We start from the raw sequence: 819 nt of genomic DNA on the forward strand, positions 1-819 counted from the left end.
CTGCGGTCCAACGGCCCTGAGCTGGGCAAGCTGAACGACTTTCGCCTCCACCGAGCCGCTTGGCGGTGCGCGATGAGCGGCTGCATTCGCCACTTCGAGCGCCTTGATCTGCTTGTGCACCAACAGGAGCCGCTCATGCTCGCGGCGGATCTCGTCCTTCAAGTGCGGCGGCAGAGCGCGCCCGTCGCCGGTGCACATCTTGTCGAGATCCGACAGAAAGTCCGGCTGCAAAGGCGCGGCGTCGCGGATGCCCTGGCCATGCAGCAGCCCCTTGATCCGGTTGCTGTGCCCGGTGCGTTCCGTCAGCAAGCGCTCGCGCTCGCGTGTCCGCCGTTTACGATCCTCATCCTCGGGCGTGGGAACCCGAACCATGCTGCAGACCCTTGGTTCGCCACGCAGATAGGCCAGGAACGAACGCATCAGCTGCGCCAGATCGATCCGGTCGGTCTTGGCGCGCCGCGCCCGCCGGTTCACCTCGATGCTCGAGGCATCGACCTCGTGGTTGACTATCTTGTTCTGAGCCAGCCAGCGATGCAGCCAATGACCGTCCAGCCCGGCCTCGTAGCAGGACAGCATGCGAACCGGCCTGCCCTGCTGCTCCGCCTTCGCCCGAGCCCGCAAAAGCAGCCCCGACAGCGCCGCCATGTCACCACCGTCAATCCGGTAACGGCTCATCTTCTCGGCGCCTGGCAGCATGATTCCTAACTGCCACTTCGCCTTGCTCAGTTCGAAAACAACATAAACCGTGGCATACTCGCTCCCGGCGGGTGCGTCAGTGTGATCAGTGCGCATGATTGATCCTCTGGGTGAGTTGGTGGT

1 pseudogene is annotated in these 819 nt (G+C 64.0%); it reads right to left on the reverse strand.

Annotated features, from left to right (window positions below):
* Positions 1 to 792, reverse strand: a pseudogene (locus tag CWO91_RS42335) (IS110 family transposase); the annotation flags it as partial.
* Positions 793 to 819: the final 27 nt, after the last annotated feature.

Source organism: Bradyrhizobium genosp. SA-3 (genome assembly GCF_004212635.1).
Classification (GTDB): Bacteria; Pseudomonadota; Alphaproteobacteria; order Rhizobiales; family Xanthobacteraceae; genus Bradyrhizobium.